Here is an 18,555-nt window from a genome sequence, read left to right on the forward strand (position 1 = left end):
GCGTGGGTCACTCCTAGTCTCGGACTGGCTGGGTGGTTGGACCAATCTAGCGTGTCCCACCACCTGGGGCCGCGGTCCGACGTCGAAAGGACACCCCCATGGCTGCTCACGACGGTGCGCTCTCGCGGCGCACGTTCCTCCAGGCCAGCGCCGCGGTGGGCGCCGGGCTGGCCGGGTCCGGCCTGCTGGCCGGCTGCGGCGACGACGGCGGCTCCAGCAGCAGCGGCGGCGGTGGCGGCCCGGCCACCATCCGGTTCGCGTTCTGGGGCTCCGACGACCGCGTCAAGCGCTTCCAGGAGGCCGTCGACCACTTCCACACCGAGCACAGCAGCATCCGCGTCGAGCCCGAGTTCGGCGCCATCGACGCGATCGAGACGAAGACGACGGTCGCGATGGCCGGCGGGAACCTGCCAGACGTGTTCTGGATCGTCGGCCCGCTGCTCCCGCAGCTCGGCCGCGACGGCCACCTCGTCGACCTCTCCACCGTCATCGGCAACGGCATCGACGGCGACGGGTTCGAGGACTCGCTCCTGCTGTCCGGGCAGGTCGACGGCGTCCAGTACGCGCTGCCGCACGGGCTGCAGTCCATCGGGCTCTTCGCCAACCAGCGCGTCCTCGACGAGGTCGGCATCGAGGCCCGCAAGTACCCCGAGTCGTTCAGCTGGGACGAGTACGCCGACGTCTGCCGGCAGATCCGCGAGGCCAAGGGTGACCTGTTCTACGGCACCGACGAGCCCACGTACGCCGGCGCCCCGCACTTCTTCCGCGCCTGGGCCCGGCAGCGCGGCGAGAACCTGTACGACGACGGCGGCGACCTCGGCTTCACCGAGGACACGCTGCGCTCCTGGCTGGAGTACTGGCAGGAGATGCGCGACTCCGGCGCCGCCGTCCCGCCGCAGCTGGCGCTGGAGCAGAACCCGTTCTTCGAGGGCGCGCCGATGATCCGCGGGCTGTCGGCGTTCCACATGCGCAACTCCAACCAGCTGCTGGAGCTGCAGGGCCTGAGCGAGGACGACCTCACGCTGATGCCGTGCCCCGGCAACGGCGGCGACGGCGCCTCGTCCATCGGCATCGACCCGAACATCCTCGGCATCTCCGCGGACAGCTCGAACGTCGACGCCGCCGTCGAGTTCGTGAACTTCCTCCTCAACGACCCCAAGCGGGCCGAGGTCATCGGAACCACCATCGGCGCGCCGGCCACGCAGGCGATGCGCGAGCACATCCTGCCGACGCTGAGCGAGCCCGAGGCGGAGTTCATCGAGTACATCGACTTCGAGGCCACCGCGCCGATCGACCCGATCCCGCCCGCCCCGGACACCGCCGGCGCCTTCCAGGACGGCGTCAACCTCGCCATGGAGGAGCTCGCCTACGGCCGCATCAGCATCGACGACGCGGTCGAGCAGGTCTTCGGCGACCTGCGTCAGACGCTCACCGGCTGAGCCCCGCGCACCCGTCCGCTCGTCCCCCACCGAGAGGAAGACCATGCCGCTGACCGAGATCGCCGCCAGCCTGTACGCCTGGGACCTCGCCGACGAGACCGCCGACCACGCCCTCGACGTGCTGGCCAGCCGGTCCACCGTCAACTCGGCCTACCTGGTCGGGGTGATGCACAAGGAGAAGCGGCCGCTGCACGCGCGGTTCTACCCGCACAACCCGGTGCGCCGTTTCTACGTCCCGGAGGACAGCCGGGTGTACTGGCGCCCGGACCCGGCGATGTACCCGGGCCGGATCCAGCCGCTGACCAGCGAGCGCGACTTCCTCAAGGGCACCGACTGGCTGCAGGTGCTCATCGACGCGGCGCGGGCGCGGGGGATGCGCACCGGCTGCGAGATCTCGCACACCGTCCTCGACGCCGCCGTCGCCCGCGAACAGTTCCCCGACGTGCTGCAGCGCAACGTGTTCGGGCAGATCGTCGGTCCGTTCGAGGCCGTCGAGGCGCAGCGGGCGCTGCCGTGCCTCAACCACCCCGAGGTGCGCACGTATCTCACCGGGCTGTTCCGCGACCTCGCCACCCACTACGACGTCGACTACGTGCAGACCTGCCTGGTGCTGTTCGGATCCGGCGGCGGCGACGGCGGCACGCTCGGCGACGGCGGGCGCTCCTGGCAGGGGCTGCTGCAGACGGCGACCGGCGGCTGCTTCTGCTCCGAGTGCGAGCGGCTGGCCCGCTCGCAGGGGCTGGACTGGGACGCGATCGTCGACGAGGTCGGCCACCTGGCCCGCCTCTCGACGAGGACCGGGCTGGCCGAGCTGCACGAGCGCCAGCTGCTCGACGAGGCCAGCTACCGCGAGTCGACGCTGCTGCTCGAGAACGACGCGTTCGCCGCCTGGCTGCGGTTCCGGAAGGACTCGGTGAACTCGCTGTTCGCGGACGTCCGCTCGGCGTTGACGTCGTCCGGCCGCGACGTCGAGTTCCGCTACAACACCTACATGGCCGTCCCGGAGCGGGCCGGGCTCGACTTCAGGTCGGCGTTCGCCCACGTCGACTCCGTCCGCGAGTCCGACTACTCCGACCAGCACGGCACCGCCGAGGGCGTCGCCATCAAGCGGGCCAAGCTGATGAAGGCCCGCCGGGCGCTGCGCGAGGACCAGCGGCTGATCGCCGCGCTGGGCGTCCGCCCGAACGCGACGACCGAGTCGCTGACGCAGAGTGTGAAGGCCGCCGTCGACTCCGGCTGCGACGGCCTCTCGCTCGGCCACTACGACGGCGCGACGATGGAGCGTCTCGACGCGGTCCGCATCGGCCTGCGCCGCTGGGAGGGCCAGGTCGAGGACTGGCAGCCGCTCCCGGGCGTCGAGCCGGCGCTGCCGCTGGAACCGGCCCGCTGACCCCATGGCCGTCGTGACCGGAGCCGCCGGCGCCGCCGGGCCGACCGGGGCCGCGGCGCGCGACCTGGCCGCCGCCCGCGGCCGGCGCCGCAGCCGGGTGGCGTACCTGTTCCTGGCGCCGTGGATCCTCGGCGTCCTCGGGCTCACACTCGGCCCGATGCTGGCGTCGCTGTACCTGTCGTTCACCGACTACCGGCTCAGCGGCGCGCCGTCGTGGGTCGGGCTGGCGAACTACCAGCGGATGTTCACCGACGACCCGCGGTACTGGTCGTCGGTCTGGGTGACGGCGAAGTACGTGCTGCTGTCGGTGCCGCTGCAGCTGGCGTTCGCCCTGGCCATCGCGGTGTTCCTCGACCGCGGCGTGCGCGGGCTGGCGATCTACCGGTCGGTGTACTACCTGCCGTCGCTGCTGGGATCGAGCGTGGCGGTCGCGGTGCTGTGGCGGCGGCTGTTCTCCAGCGACGGGCTGGTGGTCGACGTCGCCGGCTGGGTCGGCATCCAGATGAGCGGCGGCTGGATCTCCGACCCGGAGCGGGCGCTGGACACCCTGCTGGTGCTGAACGTGTGGACGTTCGGGTCGCCGATGGTGATCTTCCTGGCCGGGCTGCGGCAGATCCCGGACGAGCTGGTCGAGGCCGCGAAGGTCGACGGCGCCGGCGCGGTGCAGCGGTTCTTCCGGGTGGTGTTCCCGCTGCTCACGCCGGTGGTGTTCTTCAACCTCATCCTGCAGATGATCGGCGCGTTCCAGGCGTTCACGCCGGCGTACATCGTCAGCGCCGGCACCGGCGGCCCGGCCGACTCGACGCTGTTCTACACGCTGTACCTGTTCCAGTCCGGCTTCCAGGCCTTCGACATGGGCTACGCGAGCGCGATGGCGTGGGGGCTGTTCGTCGTCATCGGCGCCTTCACCGCACTGAACTTCGCCGCGTCCCGGTACTGGGTGCACTATGGCGACTAGAACCGCGCTCCGCAGGCCGGCGCCTCGGCGCGCCGTCGCCTGGCTCACCGGCCAGGGCTGGAAGCACCTGCTGCTCATCGCGTTCGGGTTCGTCATGCTCTACCCGCTGGTGTGGATGTTCACCCAGTCGTTCACGCCCAACGACGCCGTCATGGGCCGGGCCGGCGAGGGCGGGTTCACGCTGGACAACTACCTGGACGGGTGGTCGGCGCTGGGCATCTCGTTCGGGCGGTTCATGGCGAACTCGTTCCTCGTGGCCGCGCTGAGCATCGTCGGCAACCTGGTGTCGTGCACGCTGGCGGCGTACGCGTTCGCCCGGCTGGAGTTCCGGTTCCGCGGCCCGATGTTCGCGCTCATGCTGGCGACGATCATGCTGCCGTTCCATGTGACCGTCGTGCCGCAGTACATCGTGTTCCACCAGCTCGGGCTGATCGACACCTACGTGCCGCTGATCCTGCCGAAGTTCCTGGCCGTCGAGTCGTTCTTCGTCTTCCTCATGGTGCAGTTCATCCGCGGGCTGCCGCGCACGCTCGACGACGCCGCGGCGCTGGACGGGGCCGGTCAGCTGCGCACGTTCTGGAGCGTGATCCTGCCGCTGTGCCTGCCCGCCATCGCGGTCACCGCGGTGTTCACGTTCATCTGGACCTGGAACGACTTCTTCACGCCGCTGCTGTACCTGACCTCGCCGGACAAGTACACGGCCGTCATCGGGCTGAGCACGTTCCAGGACGCCACGGGCCTGACGAACTACGGCGCGCTGTTCGCCATGTCGGTGGTGACGCTGCTCCCGGTGTTCGCCGTCTTCCTCATCGCGCAGAAGGCCCTGACCCGCGGCATCGCCACGACCGGACTCAAGTGAGGAGACCCATGCCGACCATCGAGCAGGTCGAGGTCCTGGAGTACGAGCACACCGTGTCGTTCCGGTACGACGGCGACGGCGTCCGCCTGCGTGACGACGTGGTGCCGACGCGGACGACCCAGCGGTTCGCCGTCCGGCTGCGGTGCTCCGACGGCGTCGAGGGCGCCTACGTCGTGCTGTGGAGCGCGCCGCCGTACGCCGTCCGGCAGGTCACCGCACTGGCCGGCTCGCTGGTCGGCATGGACGTCGCCCAGCGGGAGCTGATCTGGGACCGCGCCAACCGGATGCTCGGGAAGACCGACCGGATCGGCGTCGGCGCGATCGACATCGCGCTGTGGGACGCGGCGGGGCGGGCGGCCGGGGTACCGATCGCCGACCTGCTGGGCCGCTACCGCGACCGGCTGCCGGCGTACTGCAGCACCGTCGGCGGCGGGCACGGACTGGGCGCGCTGGCGTCGGCGGACAGCTATCGCGCGTACGCGGAGCAGTGCGTGAAGGACGGATTCCTCGCCTACAAGATCCACGGGCCCGGGACGGGGGTGCGCGCCGAGATCGCGGCCCTCGAGGCGAGCGCCGAGGGCGCGGCCGGGCGGATGGACGTCATGACCGACCCGGGCAAGTCGCTGCGCACGCTCGCCGACGCCCTGTCGCTGGGCCGGGCCTGCGACGACGTCGGCGCGTACTGGTGGGAGGACCCCATGCGCGACGATGCCGCGTTCGGCCACCGGATCCTGCGCCAGCGGGTGCGCACGCCGCTGCTCATGACCGAGTTCGTCCGCGGCCTGGAGCAGCGGGTCGCCGTCGCGCTGGAGGGCGGCACCGACTTCCTGCGCTCGGACCCTGAACTCGATATGGGCATCACCGGCGTCATGAAGACGGCGCACGCCGCGGAGGCGCTGGGCATCGACCTCGAGGTGCACGCCTCCGGGCCGGCGCAACGGCACTGCATGGCGGCGATCCGCAACACCAACTACTACGAGCTCGGCCTGCTCGACCCCGAGACCGGCAACCCGCTGCACCCGCCGGTCTACACCGACGACTACGCCGAGGACGTGACGGCGCTCGGCCCGGACGGCTGCGTCGGCGTGCCGGCCGGGCCCGGGCTCGGCGTGAGCTACGACTGGGACTACATCGAGGCGCACCTCACCGATCGCGCCGTCTTCACCTGACGGCGGCTGTAGGGTTTCCCCTCGCAGAGCGGCATCGGACGGGCACTCGATTCCGCTGACCGTCCGAACCAGGGGAGCCCGTCCGTGAAACGCACCACCCGGCTGGCCGCCGCGCTCGCCGTCGTCGTCGCCGTCGCTTCCGTGTCGCTGGCCGCTCCGGCCGCCTCGGCCGGTACCCGCGCGGAATCGCAGGCTGACGCCGTCGTCGATCCGGTCGCACCGTTGCCGCGGATCGCCGCCGGACCCGGCCGGACCCTGGTGAACACCGAGACCGGCGAGCAGTTCCGGCCGCGCGGCTTCAACTACGTGCGGCTGACGCCGATGCCGTCCGCCCCGGCCAACCCGTACCACTCGACGTTCGAGCCGGGGACGTACGACGCCGCGCGCGCCGACCAGATGCTCGCCGACCTCACCGTGAAGGGGTACGACACCGTCCGCGTGTTCGTCGACCCCGGGAACGGGCAGGACAACCTCGTCGGGCGGCCGCACGGGCTCGGGCACGGCGACGCGGACCGGAGCCCGGCGAACGCGGCGTACCTCGACAACCTGGCCGACTTCGTCCGCCGGGCCGCGTCGTACGGCCTGTACGTGCTGCCGTCGCTGGACGCGTTCCCGCAGAACGGCTACTACCGCGACATCATCGTGAACAGCCCGCAGCCGGTGAACATCGAGGGGCGCAACCGGTCCTTCCTCTACGAGGGGTACATCCGGGCGAAGGAGGAGTACCTGCGGGTCTTCACCAGCGAGATGCAGGCACGGCTGGGCGATCTCATGAGCACGTTCCTGGCGCTGCAGCTGGACAACGAGGCCTACCTCGACCACACCCAGGCGCCGTTCCACCAGTTCAGCGGGACGGTGACCGTGGCCGGGCGGACCTACTCGATGGCCGTTGCGGCCGAGCGCCAGGCCGCCGCCGACGACGGCTTCGTCGCCTACGCCGACCGCGGCGTGGCCGCCGTGAAGGCCGTCGACCCCGAGCTCATGGTCACCATGGGCGCGTTCACCAACCTGGCCGTCGGCAAGGCGTTCGACGGGCTGTCCGGACTGTGCGGCGGCGTGCGCTGCGGCGACGTGCGGTACCCGGTGCGGGCGTCGGTGCTCACCCGCGAGTCCGGCCTCGACTTCTTCGACATCCACCTGTACCTGATGACCGGGCGCACCCTGAAGGCGCAGCTGGACTCGATGGAGTGGTCGCGGGTCGTCGGCCCGGTGATCAACGGCGAGTTCGGCACCGAGCGCAAGTGGTTCGGCAACGACATCCAGCGCGGCCGCCAGGCGCTGGTCGAGCACCAGGTGGCGACCTGCTCCTACGGCATCAGCGGCTGGCTGTACTGGACCTGGGACACCGACGAGGACCCGACGCAGCGGTTGTTCTTCACCGGCGCCGAGGCGGGCGGCGTCATCGGCAGCGCGCTCTCACCGCGCATCCGGCCCAACCCGTGCGGGGTCAACCAGGTCCGGGTGCCCGCCCTGGTCGTGTTCCCGCTGACCGCGGCGGAACGGGTCAAGGCACGACCGGAGTTCCGCGGCTACCAGGGCGACGACGTCGTCACGCTGACGGTCGGCGGCGAGCAGGTCGGCCGGGCCGACGGCGGTTCGTGGCAGTGGCGGCTGGTGCCGACCCGCGACCTCCCGCTCGGCGAGCCGTTCGACGCGGTCTTCCGCCGCTACCGCGACGGCCGGCTGTTCGACGTCGTCACCAAGCAGGACATCGTCCTCGGACCGTAGGCCGGCGGGCCGCCGTCAGGCGGTTCCGTCAGGCGCTCAGGATCCGCAGTCCCTCGTAGCGGGCGAAATCGGCGAAGTCCTTGACGTTGAGGGTCGCTGAGTCCCGATCGCTTGCCCGCCCCCCAGCCGCGAATCGCCGCCCAGCAGTGCAACTCGCCGAGGGTCACGAAGGTGATGCCGGCCTGGGCACCGATCAGCTCTCGCAGCAGCGCGGGTGGCAAGGCGTTCTTGATGTTCAGGGAGGCGACGTCGGTATCCAGGATGGTCGTGCGGCTCGGGCTCACGCGAAGCCGGCGCGCCGCATCGTCGCGAGATGGGCGAGGAACAGTTCGACCTCGCCGTCGTCGAAGACGCCGTCTTGAGCGAGGTCGTCCGCGGAGGTCACGACGGGCACATCGCGGAACAGCTCGGCAACGCTCGCGGCCGGCCCCGCGGAGTATGCCGGGTGGTCGCTGCTGGTGGCGGTCACAGTGCATCTCCTTCATCGTCGGGCGGCCGGTCGCTTCAGTCTGTCACGTCCTCGACCGGTTGTCCTGGGTCGAATCCGTACCTGTGGACAACTCGATGTTTCCGCAGTTCAGGCGGCGGCCGGAGCGAGCGCTGTCGTCTCCTGCGAGCGGAACTGGGTGCGGTAGAGGTCGGCGTAGGCGCCACCCGCGGCGAGCAGCTCGTCGTGGGTGCCGCGCTCGACGATGCGGCCGGCGTCGACCACGAGGATCTGGTCGGCGTCGCGGACGGTGGACAGCCGGTGCGCGATGACCAGCGAGGTGCGCCCGGCCAGTGCGGTCTCGAGGGCCCGCTGGACGGCGGCCTCGGACTCGGAGTCGAGGTGGGCGGTGGCCTCGTCCAGGACGACGACGCGCGGCGCCTTCAGCAGCAGGCGGGCGATGGCCAGCCGCTGCTTCTCGCCGCCGGAGAGCCGGTAGCCGCGCTCGCCGACGACGGTGTCGAGACCGTCGGGGAGCGACTGGACCAGTGGGGCGATCTGCGCCGCGCCGAGGGCCGCCCAGATCTCCGCCTCGGAGGCGTCGGGGCGGGCGTAGAGCAGGTTGGCCCGCAGCGTCGTGTGGAACAGGTGCGCGTCCTGGGTGACGACGCCGATCGCGTCGCGCAGGGACTGCTGGCTGACGTCGCGGACGTCGTGGCCGCCGACGCGGACGGCGCCGCCGGTGACGTCGTAGAGGCGCGTGACCAGGCTCGTCACCGTCGACTTGCCGGCGCCCGAGGGGCCGACCAGTGCGATCATCTCGCCCGGGCGGGCGGTGAAGCTGATGTCGTGCAGCACCTGGTCGCCGGGCGCGGCGGACAGGCCGGCGACCGACTCGAGCGAGGCGAGCGACACGTCCGTCGCGGCCGGGTAGCCGAAGTCGACGTGGTCGAACTCGACGGAGGCGGCGTCGGCGGGCAGGGTGCGCGCGCCGGGTGCGTCGGCGACCATGGGCTCGAGGTCGAGCACCTCGAGCACCCGCTCGAAGCTGACCAGCGTGGTCATGATGTCGACCTGCAGGTTCGACAGCGACGTGATGGGGCCGTAGAGGCGGCCGAGGTACGCCGTCAGCGCGACGACGGTGCCGACCCCGAGCGAGCCGGCGATGGCCAGCACCCCGCCGAGGCCGTAGACGAACGCCGTCGCCAATGCCGCGAGCAGACCGAGCGAGGTCATGAGGACGCGGGAGTAGACGGCGGACTTCACGCCGATGTCGCGGACCCGGGCGGCCCGCTGGTCGAACTCGGCGGCCTCGGCGTCGGGGCGGCCGAAGACCTTGACCAGCAGCGCGCCGGCGACGTTGAACCGCTCGGTCATGGTCTGGCCCATGTCGGCGGTGAGCTCGTAACGCTCGCGGGTGATGTCGGCGAGCTTGCGGCCGACCAGCTTGGCCGGCAGGACGAACAGCGGGATCAGTACCAGCGCGGCGAGCGTGATCTGCCACGACAGCGCCAGCATGGCGCCGAGCACGGCCGCCGTCGTCGCGACGTTGCCGACCACCGTCGACAGCGTGGACGTGAACGCCTGCTGGGCGCCCTGCACGTCGCCGTTGAGCCGGCTGACGAGCGCGCCGGTCTGGGTGCGGCTGAAGAACGCGATGGGCATGCGCTGGACGTGCGCGAAGACCTGGCTGCGCAGGTCGTGCACCAGCCCCTGGCCGATCTTGGCCGAGACGTAGCGCTGCGTGAGCCCGATGGCCGACGTGACGACGGCGAGACCGGCGACCGCCATGGCCAGTCCGATGACCAGGCCGCGGTCGCCCTTGAGGACGCCCTCGTCGATGATCAGCTTGAACAGCATGGGCTGCGCGGCCCCGAGCAGCGCGTCGACCAGGATCAGGCTGAGGAAGACGGCGAGCTGCTTCTTGTAGGGGCGAGCGAAGCCGGCGATGCGCCGGAACGTGCCGGGCGCGAGCTTGTGGGCGGTGACCGAACGGTCCTTGGTGAAGGAGCGGGCGCCTCGCCCGCGAGTGGAGTCATCCATGTGTGACCCTCCTGAGTCTTGCTCTCCGTGTCGATACAGAGGTTACCTCTTTAAGAGGCTGCAGCGCAAATTTGTGGTAGCGTGGCGCTGTGGAGACGGAGTCCGCGGCGCGCATCGCCGACCTGCTGACCAGGACGAACCGCCGGCTGCGGCGTGCGTCCGGCCCCTCGCTCGACGCGACCGGGGTGACGCCGTCGCAGCTGCGCGTGTTGCGGGTGCTGGCCGGTGTGGGGTCGCCGCTGCGTGTGAGCGAGCTGGCCCGCCGCCTCGACGTCATCCCGCGCTCGGCGACGTCAGTGGTCGACCTGCTCGAGTCGCGGGGCCTCGTCGAGCGCCGCCCCGACCCCGACGACCGGCGCGCCACCCTGGTCGCCCTGACGCCGTCGGGCGGAGAGGTCCTGCGTGCCTTGCGCGACCGCCGGGCCGCCGGACTCGCCGAGCTGCTCGACCGGCTGACGGCCGACGAGCAGGCCGAGCTGATCCGCCTGCTCACCATCCTCACCGCCGACGACTGATCTCGTCCCGCGCCGCGCTGCGGTGCCGCCTCTCGCCTCCGCGACCGAAGTTGATCATGGAGAAGAGCGGCTTCCGGTCGCCTCGGAACCCCCTCTTCTCCATGATCAACTTCGGTCGCGGAGGTGAAGTGTCCGGCCCTGTGGGTACGGTGCCGCCGGTCAACGCGTCGAGGGGGCGCCATGGATGATCGAGCCGTCAAGCGCAGGGATCCCGGCATCGCCTGGGCGCTGTCGATCATCACGCTCGGCATCTATTTCCTGTTCTGGTACTACCTCGTCAACCGCGAGATGTCCGACGACTTCCCGGACGTCGAGGTGAACCCACTCGGCGCGGTGGCGGCGGTGACCATCGGCGGGTTGATCGTCGTCCCGCCGTTCGTCAGCACCTACAACACCGGCCGCCGCATCCGGATCGCCCAGCGTGCCGCCGGCGTGGAGCCGAGCTGCCGGCCATGGGTGGGGCTCCTGCTCATGTTCGTGCTCGGCCTGCACGTCGCCTACTACCAGCTCAAACTGAACACCGTCGCCGACGAGGCGGCAGAGCCGGCCGCTGCCTGACGCGGTTCACCGGCCGGTGGCGGCCTTGATGACCTCGTCGAGGACCTGGCGGGAGCGCTCGAGGTCGCCGATGGCGCGATCGAGCTTGTCACGCTGGGCGACCAGCTCCTGCTCGAGCCAGGGCGTCGCGTTGTCGCCCGGGCCGCCGTCGACGTCGCGCATGCAGGGGAGGAGCTCGGCGATGACGGCGGAGTTGAGGCCGGCGGCGTACAGCTCCTGGATGCGGATGACGCGGTCGACGCAGGCGGGGGCGTACTCGCGGTGCCCGCCCGGCGTGCGGGTGGACACCAGCAGGTCCTGCTGTTCGTAGTAGCGCAGTGACCGCTCGCTGACGGCGGTCAGTCGCGCGAGCTCACCGATCCGCATCGCCGGCCTCCGAAGGGTTGAATCTGACATCAATGTCAGATTCTACGGTAGCGTCATGACGACCAACGCCCTGTTCAGGCCGGTGCGGGCCGGCCGGCTCCAGTTGCCGAACCGGATCGTGATGGCGCCCATGACGCGGCTGCGCGCCACCGACGACGGCACCCCGACGGCGGAGATGGCCGTCTACTACGCCCAGCGCGCGAGCGCCGGGCTCATCGTCACCGAGGGCATCTGGCCCGAGCCCGCCGGGCAGAGCGAGTGGCGGGTCCCGGGCCTGTCCGACGGCCGGCACGTCGACGGCTGGCGCCGTGTCACCGCCGCGATCCATGCTGCGGGCGGCACCGTCGTCGCGCAGCTCATGCACGGCGGGCGCAACGGTCATCCCGGGGCGCGCTACGACGGGACGGTGCCGGCTGGGCCGTCAGCCGTCGCGAAGACCGAGCCGGTGCACCTGCCCGACGGGTCCAAGGCCGCGCCGCCCGCGCCGCGGGCCATGACCGTCGCCGACATCGACCGCGTCGTCGGCTCGTACGAGAACGCGGCGGCGAACGCGCTGGCCGCTGGGTTCGACGGCGTCGAGATCCACGCCGCGAACAGCTACCTGCCGCACCAGTTCCTCGCCGACAACACCAACCTGCGCACCGACGACTACGGCGGCGACGTCGCCGGGCGGATCCGGTTCCCGCTGCGCGTCGCCCGGGCCGTCGCGGACACCGTCGGCGCCGATCGGACCGCGATCCGGCTCTCGCCGGGCAACCCGCAGTTCGAGATGGTCGAGCGCGACCCCGCGCCCGTGTACCGCGCCCTGCTCGCCGAGCTGGACCGGCTGGGCCTGGCGTACCTGCACCTCACCGACGACGACGCGTACCCGGCGCTCGCCGACCTGCGGCCGCGCTGGTCCGGGACGCTGATCGCGAACGTCGGCGAGAACCGGGAGCCGACGACGGCGTGCGCTGCGGTGCGCGCGCTGGAGGCCGGGCTGGCCGACGCGGTCTCGTTCGGCCGCGGCTTCCTGGTCAACCCCGACCTGCCGCACCGGCTGCGCCATGACCTCACGTGGAACCCTCTGGACGAGGCGCACCTCTACACGCCCGGCCCGGTCGGCTACACCGACTACCCGGTGGCCTCCTGACCGTCAGGCAGGCCTCGATGCACGGAGCGCGGCCGCCGTTGCACCGGCCGCGCCGGCCGCGTTGACATGAAGAACTTCAAGAGCCGCGCCATCCCGTCGAACATCGCCCTCTACACCGTGCTCTCGGCGCCGCAGACGGACGAGACCTGGGGCGAGAACTGGGGAGAGCCGGTCCGGATCTCCGCCGACGGCGGCAACTCGCCGTCCGTGGAACTGCTGGGCAACGGCTCGCTGGTACTGGCGTCGGGGCGCACCGACAACCAGCTCCGGTTCTCCTACGACGGCCGTGGCACGACCTGGGACGGGCCGTTCCGGCCGTGGACCAACTACCCGACGACCGGCGGCGAGACCTCCGGTGAGTTCGCCGGCTGGTATCGCTACGACCCGGACTCGTCCGGCTGCTGCCTCTACCGGCCGATGCGCCACCTCGGCTCCAGCGGCACGATGGGGGTCGAGGCGATCTCCGGCACCCAGGCCTTCGTCATCGGCGACAACTGCGGGTCCGGCTGGGGGTGCCCCTGCCCGTGGGGCGCCGGGTGGATGTGCCCGCAACGCGCCGGCGGCTACGCCCGCGGCACCACTCACGGGTTGTGGAAGACCACCGTCACCGTGAACAACGGTCGCGCCGGCCGGCTCGACCTGCCCGCGATGTTCCGGAACGACCAGCTGACCGTGGTGGAGACGTCCTTCAGCCGGTACGGGCTGTGCCCCGAGGGCATCGCCGGCTGCCGGCAGTCGTACGCGGCGTTCGCGTTCGACGGCGACATCCGCTCCGACACCAGCCTGGTCACCCCGAACCGCTCCGTGACGCTGCGGCTGCCGCGGGCGTACCAGCTCACCGGCGTCGGCCTGCACATGAACCTGCAGGGCGATGACGACGCCCGCATCCAGGTGTCGACGAACGGGGTCGACTTCAGCACCCCGGCGAGGGCGGCACGCGACGGCTACCTCCGTCCGTTCGCGAGTCCGGTGACGGCGCAGTACGTGCGGATCAGCGACCCCAACCCCATCACCAACACCCTGGAGGCCTTCCTCAACGAGGTCGAGCTCTACGGCTCCTGAGCGATGAAGCCGATCTGAAGCACGTCGCTCGAGGATGCGTGGCGTGAAACGATCGAACCCACTCACGGGAGTCCTCGGCGTCCTGGCGTTCGCCGCGGCCGCCCTGACCGGCGGCGCGGCCACAGCTGACGCCGTCACCCCAGCGGTCGCCGCGAGCGGGACCGCAGCCGCCGCCGTCGACCCACTGCCGCGCATCACCGTCTCCGACGATCCCGCGAGCCGGCACCTCGTCGACTCCGAGACGGGGGCGCGGTTCATCCCGCGCGGCAACAATTACGTCCGGCTCGCACAGGTCGCCGACTGGCACCACCACGCGACGTTCGAGCCGGGTGAGTACGACCCGGCCCGCGTCGAGGCCGCGCTGACCTACATGGGCAACAGCGGCTACAACGTCGTGCGGATCTTCCTCGACCCCGGGCATCCGCAGCACAACGTGGACGGGCAGCCGCACGGGCTCGGCCACGGGAACGACGACCACACGGTCGGCAACGCGGCGTACCTCGACAACCTCGCCGACTTCCTGGTGCGGGCGGCCGCGCGCGGCATCTACGTCCTGCCGGCCATGGACTACTACCCGTTCAACGCGTACTACGCGGACATCGCCGCGACCAGTGCGCCGCAGCAGCCGAACCTCGCCGGCTGGAACGCGTTCTACCTGCAGCGCTCCCGCATCAACGCCAAGGCGGCCTACCTGCAGAACGTCGTGCTCGAGCTGCGCGAGCGGGTCGGCGCGCCGCTGATGACGACGCTGCTGGCGCTCGAGACCGACAACGAGGCGATCTTCGAGGCCGACCAGAAGCCGTTCTCGCTGACGACGGGCCGGGTGACCGGCCCGGACGGGCGCACCTACGACCTCGCCGTCCCCGCGGAGCGCCAGGCACTGGGCGACAACGGCATGGTCGAGTACGCGAACTCGCTGGTCGCCGCCGTCCACGAGGTCGACCCGGACCTGATGGTCACCACCGGGATGTTCACCTACCTCGCCGTGAACAAGACGATCGACGGGTTCGGGGTGCGCTGCGACCGCACCGTCGCGGGGAACTCCTGCAAGGACGCCTGGCACTACTGGTACCCGCCGCGTCCGGCCGCGCTCTCGGCCCGGTCGGACCTCTCGTTCCTCGAACTGCACCTCTACCCGGAGCCCGGCAAGACCCTGGACCAGAACCTCGCCTCCGTCGAGTGGCCCTCGGTGACCGGCCCGGTCGTCGTCGGCGAGTACGGCACCCGGCGCAGCTACCACGGCGGTGACGTGCGCGCGGCCGCCGTCGCGATGCGCGACCTGCAGGTGGCGACCTGCAGGGCCGGCTTCGGCGGCTGGTTCTACTGGACCTGGGACACCGACGAGGAAGCGGTGCAGCGCGAGTTCGTGACGGCGACCGAGCAGAGCGGCGCCGTGAACGGGCAGCTCGCCCCGGTCGTGCGCTACGACCCCTGCCTGACCGAGCCGAGCCGGCGCCCGGTGAGATGGACGCCGGGCTGGCCGGTGCCGGGCCTGCCGTTCCCGGGCGGCTACGGGGTCAGCCGCTGAGGCCGATCCGCACGGTGTCGAGCAGGTCGGCCGGCTGGCAGCGGCCGGCCACCTGCTCGACGGGGATCCACTCGGACGCGGTGTGCTCGGCGCTGAGCGTCACGGCCGTCCCCCACGGGACTTCGAGCCGGTAGACGCCGACCTCCTCGGACTCGTCGACGCGGACGGGCTCCGGCGTGGCGACGATCCCGGTCTCTTCCCGCAGCTCACGGGCCGCGCAGTCGGCGATCTTCTCGCCCGGCTGCCGGACCCCGCCGGGTGGCACCCAGGCCCACTCGCCCTCGAGGGTCTCGATGTCCGCCGGGTGCAGGAGCAGCACGTGCTGCCCCTTCGGCCCGCGGCTGGTCACCACGATGGTGGCGACGAAGGGGCTCGTCTCGAGCGCCTCGCTGGTCGGGTCGGTCATGGCGGACAAGTGTGACGCATGAGCTGGCGTGATGCGGGCGAATCGCCGGGATGCCACCCGTTCGGCGTGCCGCGGGCGGGTTGTGGCCGGGTTGAGGCGGGCTCGTGTCGCCGTCGCCGGCACCCGGGAAGGATCCGCCCGGGCGATCCGCGACGTTGTCCCGGCGTCCGCCCGGCGTTTGCCGGGCCGTCCTAGCGTGACGCTCATGAAGCCTCGCGTGACGCTGATCACCCTCTGTGCCCTGGGCGTCGTGGCGGCCACGGCGGTCACCGTCCCCGCGGAGGCCGGTCCGCTGGACCGTCGCATCTCGCCCACCGCGGTGGCGCCTCGCCCGATCGTCGTCGATGCGGCGCCCGCGCAGCTGACGTACTCGCGGCAGGCCCGGTCGGAGTGGCAGCTGACGGAGTTCGACCGGGCCGGGAACGCGATCCTCGCGACCCACGTCCCGAGCGGGATCACCCTCGCGATCGACTACGACGACCCGAGCGATGACCGGCACGCCGCCGGGATCGCGCCCGACACCGGGTGCGGCCCCATGGAGGGCCAGTTCTGGGGCTCGACGACGCCGCTGCTCTACCCGATCCTCGAGCCCGAGACGCACGTCATCGAGAACGTCACGGTGGCGATGGACGGCGACGAGGTGCGCGTGCGGATGGTCGGCGGCGCCTACGACCTGGTCGAGCCGGGAGCCGGCGACGAGCCGCTGTTCATGGACGCGGTGTTCACCGTCGAGGACGGGCAGCTGCGCGCCCACACGAGTGGCCTGCACTACGTCCTGCCGTCCAAGGACCGGGGCACGACGGTCGACCTGACGCTGGCCGACGGCACCCGCGTCAGCCGCACGTTCACCATGGCGTCCCCGACCGGCCGCGAGTACCTCGACGACGTCCGCCTGGTCGAGGTGAGCGACGGCCGGTACGGCGACTTCTCCTGGACGACGGACATCGAGCGGCTCCAGTTCGACCTCAACACCAACCCGCTGCTCGACGTCTTCGAGATCGACGCCGACCACGCGCTGAAGGACCGCGGCCAGCGCGTCGTCACCAACGACTTCACCTTCGCCGCCCACTGCGGCTGAGGGACGCCCCGGCTCAGGCGACACGCCGGCTCAGGCGACGGGCCGGCCCTGCGCGTTCCGCTTGCTCCGCTGCAGGGCGTCGACGAACCCGATGGCGCCGAAGAGCCCGACGCCCGCCGCTGCCGGCCAGAGGAGGACGGTCCAGGGGAGGCTGCCCGTGGCGGCGAAGTAGCCGATCACGATCGCCACCGAGAGGGAGAAGACCCCCAGCACGATGCCGGGCGGATCGCGGCGCAGCTCGCTCTCGCGAGTGATCAACTTCTCCACCGACGCCTCGACGTGGGCGAGCAGCCGCGCCCTGGCCTCACCCTCGGGGAGGACCTTCAGCAGCTCCGCGTCCTGCCGGATCTCGTCACGTGGCCCGCCGCGGTTGCGTTGGTACTGGAGCAGTGCCGCCCCGATGGCGAGCAGGGCGACGACGATCTGTCCGAAGATCTCCCAGTCCACGGGGCCAAGGCTAGAGGGGCCCTCGTCACGCCTTCACATAGCCACGCGCTTCGACGATCCGGCCGTCGCGGATCCGGATGAGGTTCACGCCGCGGACGCGGTCCTGCTCGCCCTCGCCCCACTGCAGGTGCCACGGCTGGACGGCGAGGTCGCCGTGGATCTCGGCAAGCTCCGGCGTGAAGGTCAGATCATGGTTCGCCGCGAGCTCGGACCAGCGGGCGAGGCTCGCCTCGCGGCCGACGCGGAGCACCCCGTCCGGCGCCGGGCCCGAGTCGTCGATGACGCAGTCGTCGGCGATCAGGTCGGTCAGCAGGCTGGGATCGTGCAGGCGGAAGGCCTCGTTGTACTGGTCCAGGACCTCTCGGGTCGACCTCCCGGCGGCGACGGCGTCCGCTGCGGCGCCGTCGGCCTCGTCGGTCTCGGCCGCCAGGGGGACGCCGCCGGTCTTGCTGTAGCCGAGGAGCTCGACGATGCGGCCGTCGCGCAGCCGCACGAGCGAGACCCCGCGCAGCGATTCGGTCATGCCGTCGCCGAAGCGGAGCCGCCAGTGGATGGTCGCCCGCTCGCCGTCGACGATGACCTCCCCGGGCTCGAACTGGCTGGTGCGGTCCTCCGCGAGCGCCTGCCAGAACGCCAGGCAGGCGTCGTAGCCCTCGACGCGGGTGCCGTCGGGGGCCGGCTGGATGGCCTCCATGACGCAGTCGGCCCCGATCAGCTCGGGGAGCGGCGCCGGGTCGTGGTCGATGAAGACGCGGTTGAAGAGCTCGATCGTCTCGGCAGTCGTTCGCGTGGTCATGGCGGGCTCCTTCGTAGATAGACCATTCGGTCTACTCACCATATAGACCGGTCGATCTACTCGTCAAGTACACTCGGTGCCGTGACCACACGTGCCATGCCGGGACCGCGGGACCGCCTGCTCGCGGCGGCCAAGGACTTGACCTACTCGCAGGGCGTGGGGGTCGGCGTCGACGCGCTGCTGAAGGCCGCGAACGTCGCCCGGCGCTCGCTCTACGAGCACTTCGGTGGCAAGGACGGCCTGATCGCTGAGGTCCTGCGGCTGACCGCCGACGAGGACGTCGCCGCGTACCGGCGGGTCATGGAGGCGGCCGGAGACGACCCGCGCCGCCGCCTGCCGGCGATCTTCGACTGGCTCGGCGAGGTCATCGACGCGCCGGACTTCCGTGGCTGCCGCTACCTCGGCGCCGACCTCGCGCTGGCCGACCCGGACCACCCGGCGCACGCCGTCGCCCGCCGGTACCGCGAGGGCCTGCACGAACTCCTCGAGCGGGAGTTGCGCGACCTCGACCATCCGCAGCCCGCGGACGCCGCCGACCAGCTCCTGCTGCTGATCGACGGCGTCCTGGCGGTCGGTGCCACCCGGCCCGAGACCCATCCTGCCGCGGCGGCCCGCCGGCTGGCCGAGCCGATCTGGAGCTGACCCGGCGGGCGA

At 71.5% G+C, this 18,555-nt stretch carries 19 protein-coding genes; 13 read left to right on the plus strand and 6 right to left on the minus strand.

All coding sequences use genetic code 11. The features are described 5' to 3' along the window. Positions 1 to 98 precede the first annotated feature (98 nt). From HD601_RS14690 to HD601_RS14715, 6 genes are all read left to right on the plus strand, one after another. Positions 99 to 1,439: an ABC transporter substrate-binding protein gene (locus HD601_RS14690; protein WP_184822991.1), complete on the plus strand. Its 1,341-nt coding sequence runs from the start codon at positions 99 to 101 to the stop codon at positions 1,437 to 1,439. A gap of 43 nt (positions 1,440 to 1,482) precedes the next feature. Continuing rightward, positions 1,483 to 2,829: an alpha-amylase family protein gene (locus HD601_RS14695; RefSeq protein WP_184822993.1), complete on the plus strand. Its 1,347-nt coding sequence runs from the start codon at positions 1,483 to 1,485 to the stop codon at positions 2,827 to 2,829. Between the two features lie 4 nt (positions 2,830 to 2,833). Further along, positions 2,834 to 3,787 (plus strand): carbohydrate ABC transporter permease, encoded by a 954-nt coding sequence (locus HD601_RS14700; protein WP_184822995.1) that lies wholly within the window; start codon positions 2,834 to 2,836, stop codon positions 3,785 to 3,787. Further along, positions 3,777 to 4,646 (plus strand): carbohydrate ABC transporter permease, encoded by an 870-nt coding sequence (locus HD601_RS14705; RefSeq protein WP_184822997.1) that lies wholly within the window; start codon positions 3,777 to 3,779, stop codon positions 4,644 to 4,646. Before HD601_RS14700 ends, HD601_RS14705 begins: the two co-directional genes overlap by 11 nt. An 8-nt stretch (positions 4,647 to 4,654) precedes the next feature. Next, the gene (locus tag HD601_RS14710; protein WP_184822999.1) at positions 4,655 to 5,815 is read left to right on the plus strand and encodes an enolase C-terminal domain-like protein; all 1,161 of its coding nucleotides are present in this window, start codon (positions 4,655 to 4,657) and stop codon (positions 5,813 to 5,815) included. Between the two features lie 84 nt (positions 5,816 to 5,899). Next, positions 5,900 to 7,543 (plus strand): hypothetical protein, encoded by a 1,644-nt coding sequence (locus tag HD601_RS14715; RefSeq protein WP_184823001.1) that lies wholly within the window; start codon positions 5,900 to 5,902, stop codon positions 7,541 to 7,543. A gap of 280 nt (positions 7,544 to 7,823) precedes the next feature. Here the strand turns inward: HD601_RS14715 and HD601_RS14720 are convergent, their stop codons facing one another. Further along, positions 7,824 to 8,012, minus strand: coding sequence for a hypothetical protein (locus tag HD601_RS14720; protein WP_184823003.1), 189 nt, complete (start codon positions 8,010 to 8,012; stop codon positions 7,824 to 7,826). 108 nt (positions 8,013 to 8,120) lie between these two features. Continuing rightward, on the minus strand, positions 8,121 to 10,013 hold the full coding sequence (locus HD601_RS14725; RefSeq protein WP_184823005.1) for an ABC transporter ATP-binding protein: 1,893 nt from the start codon (positions 10,011 to 10,013) through the stop codon (positions 8,121 to 8,123). Positions 10,014 to 10,102: 89 nt separating this feature from the next. On the opposite strand from HD601_RS14725, the gene HD601_RS14730 reads away from it, so the two are divergent. Continuing rightward, positions 10,103 to 10,528 (plus strand): MarR family transcriptional regulator, encoded by a 426-nt coding sequence (locus HD601_RS14730; RefSeq protein ID WP_184823007.1) that lies wholly within the window; start codon positions 10,103 to 10,105, stop codon positions 10,526 to 10,528. 180 nt (positions 10,529 to 10,708) lie between these two features. Beyond that, the gene (locus HD601_RS14735; protein WP_184823009.1) at positions 10,709 to 11,086 is read left to right on the plus strand and encodes a DUF4234 domain-containing protein; all 378 of its coding nucleotides are present in this window, start codon (positions 10,709 to 10,711) and stop codon (positions 11,084 to 11,086) included. A 6-nt stretch (positions 11,087 to 11,092) separates the two neighbouring features. On the opposite strand, the gene HD601_RS14740 is transcribed toward HD601_RS14735, so the two are convergent. Next, the gene (locus tag HD601_RS14740) at positions 11,093 to 11,452 is read right to left on the minus strand and encodes a MerR family transcriptional regulator (protein WP_184823011.1); all 360 of its coding nucleotides are present in this window, start codon (positions 11,450 to 11,452) and stop codon (positions 11,093 to 11,095) included. 55 nt (positions 11,453 to 11,507) lie between these two features. Between HD601_RS14740 and HD601_RS14745 the strand changes: the two genes are divergently transcribed. From HD601_RS14745 to HD601_RS14755, 3 genes are all read left to right on the plus strand, one after another. Then, the gene (locus HD601_RS14745) at positions 11,508 to 12,584 is read left to right on the plus strand and encodes an alkene reductase (protein ID WP_184823013.1); all 1,077 of its coding nucleotides are present in this window, start codon (positions 11,508 to 11,510) and stop codon (positions 12,582 to 12,584) included. 66 nt (positions 12,585 to 12,650) lie between these two features. After that, positions 12,651 to 13,646: a discoidin/SUN/FTP domain-containing protein gene (locus tag HD601_RS14750; RefSeq protein WP_184823015.1), complete on the plus strand. Its 996-nt coding sequence runs from the start codon at positions 12,651 to 12,653 to the stop codon at positions 13,644 to 13,646. 43 nt (positions 13,647 to 13,689) lie between these two features. Then, positions 13,690 to 15,174 carry a hypothetical protein gene (locus HD601_RS14755; protein ID WP_184823017.1) on the plus strand — a complete coding sequence of 495 codons (1,485 nt, stop codon included), beginning with the start codon at positions 13,690 to 13,692 and terminating at the stop codon, positions 15,172 to 15,174. On the opposite strand, the gene HD601_RS14760 is transcribed toward HD601_RS14755, so the two are convergent. Further along, positions 15,164 to 15,580, minus strand: a complete 417-nt coding sequence (locus tag HD601_RS14760) for an NUDIX hydrolase (protein WP_184823019.1) — start codon at positions 15,578 to 15,580, stop codon at positions 15,164 to 15,166. The two genes, HD601_RS14755 and HD601_RS14760, sit on opposite strands and share 11 nt — an antisense overlap. Positions 15,581 to 15,785: 205 nt before the next feature. On the opposite strand from HD601_RS14760, the gene HD601_RS14765 reads away from it, so the two are divergent. Beyond that, on the plus strand, positions 15,786 to 16,658 hold the full coding sequence (locus HD601_RS14765; protein WP_184823021.1) for a hypothetical protein: 873 nt from the start codon (positions 15,786 to 15,788) through the stop codon (positions 16,656 to 16,658). 30 nt (positions 16,659 to 16,688) lie between these two features. On the opposite strand, the gene HD601_RS14770 is transcribed toward HD601_RS14765, so the two are convergent. Together HD601_RS14770 and HD601_RS33105 are read right to left on the minus strand one after the other, a co-directional pair. After that, on the minus strand, positions 16,689 to 17,105 hold the full coding sequence (locus HD601_RS14770) for a hypothetical protein (RefSeq protein WP_184823023.1): 417 nt from the start codon (positions 17,103 to 17,105) through the stop codon (positions 16,689 to 16,691). Positions 17,106 to 17,130: 25 nt separating this feature from the next. Next, positions 17,131 to 17,901, minus strand: coding sequence for a nuclear transport factor 2 family protein (locus tag HD601_RS33105; protein ID WP_221440994.1), 771 nt, complete (start codon positions 17,899 to 17,901; stop codon positions 17,131 to 17,133). Positions 17,902 to 17,982: 81 nt separating this feature from the next. Between HD601_RS33105 and HD601_RS14780 the strand changes: the two genes are divergently transcribed. Further along, the gene (locus HD601_RS14780) at positions 17,983 to 18,543 is read left to right on the plus strand and encodes a TetR family transcriptional regulator (protein ID WP_221440995.1); all 561 of its coding nucleotides are present in this window, start codon (positions 17,983 to 17,985) and stop codon (positions 18,541 to 18,543) included. Positions 18,544 to 18,555: the final 12 nt, after the last annotated feature.

The organism is Jiangella mangrovi, from assembly GCF_014204975.1.
Taxonomy (GTDB): domain Bacteria; phylum Actinomycetota; class Actinomycetes; order Jiangellales; family Jiangellaceae; genus Jiangella; species Jiangella mangrovi.

What these genes read in the sequence shown, in the direction of transcription:
- HD601_RS14690 (WP_184822991.1), top strand. Translation starts at nt 99, where the DNA reads ATGGCTGCTCACGACGGTGCGCTCTCGCGGCGCACGTTCCTCCAGGCC.
- HD601_RS14695 (WP_184822993.1), top strand. Translation starts at nt 1,483, where the DNA reads ATGCCGCTGACCGAGATCGCCGCCAGCCTGTACGCCTGGGACCTCGCC.
- HD601_RS14700 (WP_184822995.1), top strand. Translation starts at nt 2,834, where the DNA reads ATGGCCGTCGTGACCGGAGCCGCCGGCGCCGCCGGGCCGACCGGGGCC.
- HD601_RS14705 (WP_184822997.1), top strand. Translation starts at nt 3,777, where the DNA reads ATGGCGACTAGAACCGCGCTCCGCAGGCCGGCGCCTCGGCGCGCCGTC.
- HD601_RS14710 (WP_184822999.1), top strand. Translation starts at nt 4,655, where the DNA reads ATGCCGACCATCGAGCAGGTCGAGGTCCTGGAGTACGAGCACACCGTG.
- HD601_RS14725 (WP_184823005.1), bottom strand. Translation starts at nt 10,013, where the DNA reads ATGGATGACTCCACTCGCGGGCGAGGCGCCCGCTCCTTCACCAAGGAC.
- HD601_RS14735 (WP_184823009.1), top strand. Translation starts at nt 10,709, where the DNA reads ATGGATGATCGAGCCGTCAAGCGCAGGGATCCCGGCATCGCCTGGGCG.
- HD601_RS14740 (WP_184823011.1), bottom strand. Translation starts at nt 11,452, where the DNA reads ATGCGGATCGGTGAGCTCGCGCGACTGACCGCCGTCAGCGAGCGGTCA.
- HD601_RS14745 (WP_184823013.1), top strand. Translation starts at nt 11,508, where the DNA reads ATGACGACCAACGCCCTGTTCAGGCCGGTGCGGGCCGGCCGGCTCCAG.
- HD601_RS14750 (WP_184823015.1), top strand. Translation starts at nt 12,651, where the DNA reads ATGAAGAACTTCAAGAGCCGCGCCATCCCGTCGAACATCGCCCTCTAC.
- HD601_RS14760 (WP_184823019.1), bottom strand. Translation starts at nt 15,580, where the DNA reads ATGACCGACCCGACCAGCGAGGCGCTCGAGACGAGCCCCTTCGTCGCC.
- HD601_RS14765 (WP_184823021.1), top strand. Translation starts at nt 15,786, where the DNA reads ATGAAGCCTCGCGTGACGCTGATCACCCTCTGTGCCCTGGGCGTCGTG.
- HD601_RS33105 (WP_221440994.1), bottom strand. Translation starts at nt 17,901, where the DNA reads ATGACCACGCGAACGACTGCCGAGACGATCGAGCTCTTCAACCGCGTC.